The organism is Micromonospora sp. 15K316 (assembly GCF_004348525.1).
In the GTDB taxonomy this organism is placed as follows: Bacteria; Actinomycetota; Actinomycetes; order Mycobacteriales; family Micromonosporaceae; genus Micromonospora.
In genome coordinates, this window is sequence record NZ_SMKG01000298.1 from 1 (window position 1) to 6021 (window position 6021).

The 6021-nt window shown below is 74.4% G+C and carries 7 protein-coding genes; 2 read left to right on the forward strand and 5 right to left on the reverse strand.

Annotated features, from left to right (window positions below; genetic code table 11):
- The coding region (locus tag E1211_RS29940; protein WP_243709767.1) for a cytochrome P450 at nt 1-1279 on the forward strand (1279 nt) is incomplete at its 5' end.
- A 75-nt stretch (nt 1280-1354) separates the two neighbouring features.
- On the opposite strand, the gene E1211_RS29945 is transcribed toward E1211_RS29940, so the two are convergent.
- The 5 genes from E1211_RS29945 to E1211_RS29965 form a co-directional block, all read right to left on the reverse strand.
- Complete coding sequence (locus E1211_RS29945; protein ID WP_132353241.1) at nt 1355-2530, reverse strand: zinc-dependent alcohol dehydrogenase; 1176 nt, start codon at nt 2528-2530, stop codon at nt 1355-1357.
- On the reverse strand, nt 2527-3165 hold the full coding sequence (locus E1211_RS29950; RefSeq protein WP_132353243.1) for a cyclase: 639 nt from the start codon (nt 3163-3165) through the stop codon (nt 2527-2529). The genes E1211_RS29945 and E1211_RS29950 overlap by 4 nt, the downstream gene beginning before the upstream one ends.
- A 229-nt stretch (nt 3166-3394) precedes the next feature.
- Complete coding sequence (locus tag E1211_RS29955; RefSeq protein ID WP_132353245.1) at nt 3395-4045, reverse strand: DUF3618 domain-containing protein; 651 nt, start codon at nt 4043-4045, stop codon at nt 3395-3397.
- A complete protein-coding gene (locus E1211_RS29960; RefSeq protein ID WP_132353247.1) occupies nt 4042-4491 on the reverse strand; it encodes a phage holin family protein in 450 nt (149 codons plus the stop codon). The genes E1211_RS29955 and E1211_RS29960 overlap by 4 nt, the downstream gene beginning before the upstream one ends.
- A gap of 31 nt (nt 4492-4522) precedes the next feature.
- Entirely contained in the window at nt 4523-5281 is a 759-nt protein-coding gene (locus tag E1211_RS29965; RefSeq protein ID WP_132353249.1) for a hypothetical protein, read from the reverse strand.
- A gap of 255 nt (nt 5282-5536) precedes the next feature.
- Between E1211_RS29965 and E1211_RS29970 the strand changes: the two genes are divergently transcribed.
- A complete protein-coding gene (locus E1211_RS29970; RefSeq protein WP_132353251.1) occupies nt 5537-6019 on the forward strand; it encodes a DUF4383 domain-containing protein in 483 nt (160 codons plus the stop codon).
- Nucleotides 6020-6021 lie beyond the last annotated feature (2 nt).

Genomic DNA, 6021 nt, shown 5'->3' on the forward strand with positions numbered 1-6021 from the left:
GCCCCGCCGCCACCCGCGTCAGGAGGGCCCGATGGCGAGCATCCCGGCCGACCGCAGCCCGGAGAGCTCCCTCGCGCTGCTCCGCGACGGCTACCGGTTCATCGGCTCGCGGTGCGACCGGCACGGCGGCGACATCTTCCAGACCCGGCTGCTGCTGCGGCCGACCATCTGCCTGCGCGGACGGGACGCCGCGACGCTCTTCTACGACGCGGACCGCTTCGAACGCGCGGGCGCCATGCCGATGCGCGTGCAGCGGACGCTGACCGGGCGCGGCGGCGTGCAGGGCCTCGACGACGCCGCGCACCGCGCTCGCAAGGCGATGCTCCTGTCGCTGATGACCCCGACCGCGCTGCGTCGCCTGGGCCAGCTCTTCGACGACGAGTGGCAGGCCCGCCTTCCCCGCTGGGCGGGCGCCGGGCCCGTCGTGCTCTATCCGGAGCTGGGCCGGATGCTCACCCGGGCGGTCTGCGCCTGGGCCGGCGTGCCCCTGGCCGACGCGCAGGTCGACCGCTGTACCACCGAGCTGCACGCCATGATCGAAAGCGGCGCGTCGATCGGCCCGGGACACTGGCGCGGGCTGCTCGCCCGACGCCGGGGCGAACGCTGGCTGGCCGGCCTCGTCGACCGCACCCGCAGCGGCGCGTTGCCCGCCCCGGCCGGGAGCGCGCTGCGGGTCATCGCCGAACACCGCGACGAACAGGGCCGGGCGCTCCCCCGCCGGATCGCCGCCGTCGAACTGCTCAACCTGCTACGGCCGACCGTCGCCGTCGACCGGTTCATGGTGTTCGCCGCGCTCGCCCTGCACGACCATCCCGAGTGGCGGCAACGGGTCCGCGACGACGACGCGGCGACCGAGAGGTTCGTCCAGGAGGTGCGGCGGTACTACCCGTTCTTCCCCGCCGCCGCCGCCCGGGTGCGGCGCTCCTTCGACTGGCGGGGCTACCACTTCCCGCGCGGCCGCCGAGTCCTGCTCGACCTGTACGGCACCAACCATCATCCGGCGCTCTGGCCCGAACCGGAGCGGTTCCGGCCGGAGCGCTTCGACGGCCGGCCACCGGACCCGTTCGCGCTGATCCCGCAGGGCGGCGGGGACCACGCGACCGGACACCGCTGCGCCGGCGAGTGGCTCACCATCGAGCTCATGAAACGGGCGGTGACCAACCTGACCAGCCGGATGCGGTACGACGTGCCACCGCAGGACCTGGCGGTGAGCCTGCGCCGGATGCCGGCGCTGCCGCCGAGCGGGTTCGTCATCACCGGCGTACGCCGCACCGCCTGACCGGTCTCGGGGCGGCGAACCCGGGGCGGTCCCGGCCGTGCCGCGCCGGCCTCCACCGGCGCGGCACCACGTCGATCACGCGCTCGGGTGCAGCACGGTACGCAGGCAGCCGTCCCGCTTCTTCTCGAACAACTCGTACCCGCGTACCCCGTCCTCCAGGGGCAGCGGATGGGTGGCCAGGTAACCCGGGTCGATCTCGCCGCCGGCGAGCCGCTCCAGCAGCATCGGGATGTAGCGCTGGGCGTGCATCTGCCCCATCCGCAGCACCAGGGCCTTGTTCATGGCCGCGCCGAGCGGGAACTTGTCGACCAGACCGGCGTACACACCGACGATGCTCACCGTGCCGCCCTTGCGGCACGCCATGATCGCCTGCCGGACGGAGACCAGCCGGTCGGTCTGCAGCCGGGCGGCCTGCTTGACCCGGTCGTACGCGTAGCTCGGCCCGACGTCGTGCGACTCCATGCCGACCGCCTCGATGCACGCGTCCGGGCCGCGCCCGGCGGTCATCTCGCGCAGCGCCTCCAGCACGTCGGTCCGGGCGTAGTCGATGGTCTCCACGCCGAGTCGCGCGGCGGCGGTGGCGAGCCGCTCCGGCAGCCGGTCGATGACGATCACCCGTCCGGCGCCGAGGATCTGGGCGCTGCGCGCCGCCATCTGGCCGACCCCGCCGGCGCCCCAGACGGCGACCACCTCACCACCCTTCAGGCCGCAGAAGTCGGCGGCCATCCAGCCGGTAGGCATCGCGTCGGAGGCGAAGACCGCCGCGTCGTCGCTCACCCCGTCCGGCACCCGGAACGCGCCGACGTCACCGAACGGCACCCGGATGTACTCCGCGTGGCTGCCGGCGTAGCCACCGGCGGCGTGCGAGTAGCCGAGGATCCCGGCCGGCGAGTGCCCCCAGAGCTTCTCGGTGAAGACCGGCTGCGGATTGGAGTTGTCGCAGAGCGAGTACTGCTCCGTCCGGCAGTACCAGCAGCCGCCGCAGGCGACCACCGAGCCGACCACCACCCGGTCGCCGACGCGCAGCCGCCGTACGCCCGGGCCGGTCTCCACGACCTCGCCCATGAACTCGTGCCCGAGGACGTCCCCTTCCCGCATGGCGGGCAGGTAGCCGTTGATGAGGTGCAGGTCGGAGCCGCAGACGCTGCTCGCCCGCACCCGAACGACGACATCGCCGTCGGCGCGGATCCGGGGCTCGGGCACGTCCCGTACGGCCAGCTTGCCGACGCCTTCCCAGCAGAGCGCCCTCATGCCCGGCCTCCCGTCGCGAGCTTCTCCCGAACCTTGTCGGTGGCGCGTTCCTGCCGGGGGCTGCGCCCCGACGGGTCCCGCCGGGTGTCGACGACCTCGCCGCACTCGACGAGCGCCTTCACCCGGCGCAGGGTGTCCCGCAGCGCCAGGTCCGGCTCGTCGCCGGCGGCCAGGCCGAACGCCCGGCGCACCGGCCCGAGGCGGTAGCGCAGCTCGGCGCGGATCTCGGTGCCCCGACCCTGCGGCGCGTCCACGAGCTCGACCCGCCCCTCCTGCGCCACCGGGCCGTCGGTGACCCGCCAGCGCAGCACCCCCGGCGACTCGACAGTGATCTCCGCCCGCCACCGCCGGCCACCGCCGGTCCGCTCCGCCGCCTCGCACCGCCACCGGCCCCCGTCGAGCTGCTCCAGGGTCGCCCACCCGGCCAGCGCCCGGTCCAACCGCTCCCGGTCGGTCCAGAAGTCGATCACCCCGTCGCGGGGCCGGTCCACGGTCACCCCGCGGTGCACCACGTACCAGCCGTCCTGCCGCTCCGGCTGGTGCCGTCGGCGTCGCCGGGCAACCGCCCGGCCGACGCCCGTCACGGCCACCACGCCGGCGCCCAGCAGTGTCCATCTCGTCGCCCTGCCGATCATCGCGCCTCCTCCGCCGGGCGTCCTCGGGGACGGATCGCCCGTACCGAGGCGCTACCCGGCCCGGGCCGGTCGAAACGAGGGCGACCGGCCGGGTCCGGCCCGTCGCCGTCGGGATCTGCTCGGGGTCGACCGGGGCGCCGGGGGTGAGAGGCGTACATGTCAGCTCGCGGCCACCGCCCTCGACGGTGCCGGGGCGGTGGCCGCGAGCTGCGACGTGCGAGCGGTCGGGTCAGTGGTTCGCCTGCTGGCGGGTCTGCTGCGCCTGCTCCTTCACGTCGTGCGCCGCCGAGCGGGTGTCGTCCTTGACCGCCGACACCGCCTGCTGCGCTGTCTCCTTCACCGACCGGGCGGCGTGTTCGGCGGGTTCCCGCAGCTCGTCCCTGAGCTCGCCGGCGACCTCGGTCAGCTTCTCCTTGACCGCGCCGCCGTGCTCCCCGGCCTTCTCCCGGACCTCCGTGGCCAGCTGCTGCTCGCGACGGGTCGCCGGAATGAGCGAGGAGGCCAGCCAGCCCACGCCGAAGGCGATGAGACCGGCGGCGAGCGGGTTACCCTCCGACTTCTGCCGGATGACCCGCGGTGCGCGGTGCGCGGCGTCGCCGACCGTCGAGGTCGCCGCGTGCGCGGCGTCGCTCACCGTGGAGGCCGCCGAGGCGGCGTGGTCGCCCACCGAGTGCGCGGCGTGGCCGGCGCCGTGGCCGAGCTCCGATGCCGTGCCCATGACAGTGTTCCTCACCTTCTGCAACGCGGTACGGGCCCGCTGCTTGCGATCGTCGACGATGCGGGCAGGGCTGACCTTGTACGCCAGCGCGTCCACATCGGAGCTGAGATTGTCTCGGGTGGTTTCGATCTCCCGGCGGATCTGGTCGGGATCGGTGCTCATCGGGTGACTCCCTCCGGGTGGGGCTTGAGCGCGTCGGGGATCCGCTGCACACTGTCGCCGGTCCGCGTGAGTCCGCGTACCCGCCGCGCGTGCTGCCGGGCCATCGAGTAGAGGAGCGTGGCGATCACGGCCCAGAGGACGGCCACGATCAGCCCCGCCCACCCGGCGTCCATCACGTTGGAGAGCCCGGCCCAGAGCGCGAGCGAGAGGAACAGGGCGACCATGTAGCCACCGAAGCCGGCGCCGCCGAAGAGCCCGGCGGCCTTGCCCGCCTTCCGGCCCTCCTGGCGGATCTCGGCCTTGGCCAGCTCCACCTCCTGCCGCATGAGCGTGGAGAGGTCGGCGGTGACCTGGCGCAGCAGCTCGCCGACCGAGCTGCTGCGGACCTCGTCCGCGGTGTGGGAGTTCGCGCCGTCCGGTCCGAGGGGCTGCGTGGGCATGCTCATGCGGATGCCACCCCTCGTCGGCTCGCGGCGCTCACGGACGCACCGCCCCGCTGGACGGCACGCCGGGCAGCGGGTCGGTCCGGGCCGGCGGGGGCAGCGGCTGGCCGGCGCCCCCGGCCGGGTCGGCGTAGCCGGTGGTGGTGTGCGGGTCGGGGTACGCGGCCGGGGCCGGGTCGGCGTAGCCGCCGATCGGCGCCTGTTCCCGCACGTGCTGGGGGGTCGGGGTCGGCAGGACGGCGGTCCGGTCCGGGTCGTCGTACTCGGGGCGGTCCGGCCGTCCGGTGTCGCCCGCGGCGGAGACGTTGCGGGTCAGCCGGCCGGCGAGCACGCCGAGCACTGCCGCGCCGACGAGGAAGGTGCCGGGGTTGCGCCGGGCGTAGTCGCGCACCTCGGTGATCAGGTCGCCGGGCTCGCGCGACTCCAGCCAGCCGGCGACGCCGTGCACCCGGTCGGAGGCCTGGCGGGCCAGTTCGCTGACCGGGCCCGCCTGGCCGCCCTGGTCGGCCATCGCGCGCATCTCGTCGGCGAGCGAGCGCAGCCCGCCGGCGGCGCGGCGCTGCTGCTCGCCGGTCTGGGCGGTGAGCTGGCTGCGGGCCTCTCCGTAGAGGTCCCGGGCCTGCCGGGCAGCCTCACGGCTGACCTCGCGGCCCTGCTCCCGGGCGGTTCCGGCGACCGCGCCGCCCGCGTGCGCGGCCTCCGAACCGACCTGGCGGGCCTGCTCGCGTACGCCGCCGCCGTTGGCCGTGTCCGCACCGTACGGCGAGGCTGTGGGTGACAGATCGTAGGTCATGATGTCCCTTCCGCTCGGAAAGTCGTCGCGGTGGTTCTGGGGGATGTGGCGACGGGAACCGCCGCCGACGAGTCACCTACCCTGGGTCGCCGCGTCCATACCTGTTCCGGCATTCCTCTGCGCCGCAGGCCGGCCCGACTTCAAAATGGAGGATCGTCGGGCTGTCACGTCACCGCCACGGATCGTGAGGTGAACGGTCCTCACGGCCAACGCCCGGCCGACCGTCGGCGGGACGAATCTGCGGAGGTGGCATCGATGGCACGGGACGCGCGCGGCGGCCGACCGGCGGGGCCCAAGCCCCGGGTGCAGCTGGCCGCCGTGGCGGTCGCCGTGGTCTTCCTCGTGGTCGGCGCGCTGGGCTTCGTCCCCGGAGTGACCACCAACTACGACGAGCTCTCCGGTGCGGGGCACCACTCGGGCGCGAAACTCTTCGGCGTCTTCCAGATCTCGATCCTGCACAACGCGGTACACCTCTTCTTCGGCCTGCTCGGCCTCGTGATGGCCCGCAGTCTCGGCGGCGCCCGGCTCTTCCTGGCCGGCGGCGGCGCGGCCTACCTCGGCATCTGGCTCTACGGCTTCGCGATCAACCAGCACGGCGCGGCCAACTTCCTGCCGGTGAACAACGCCGACAACTGGCTGCACCTGGGGCTGGGCTTCGGCATGCTCGTCCTCGGGCTGCTGCTCTCCAACCGGTACGGCACCGGCGGACGCCTGGACACCCCCGCCGACCGCCCCTGACC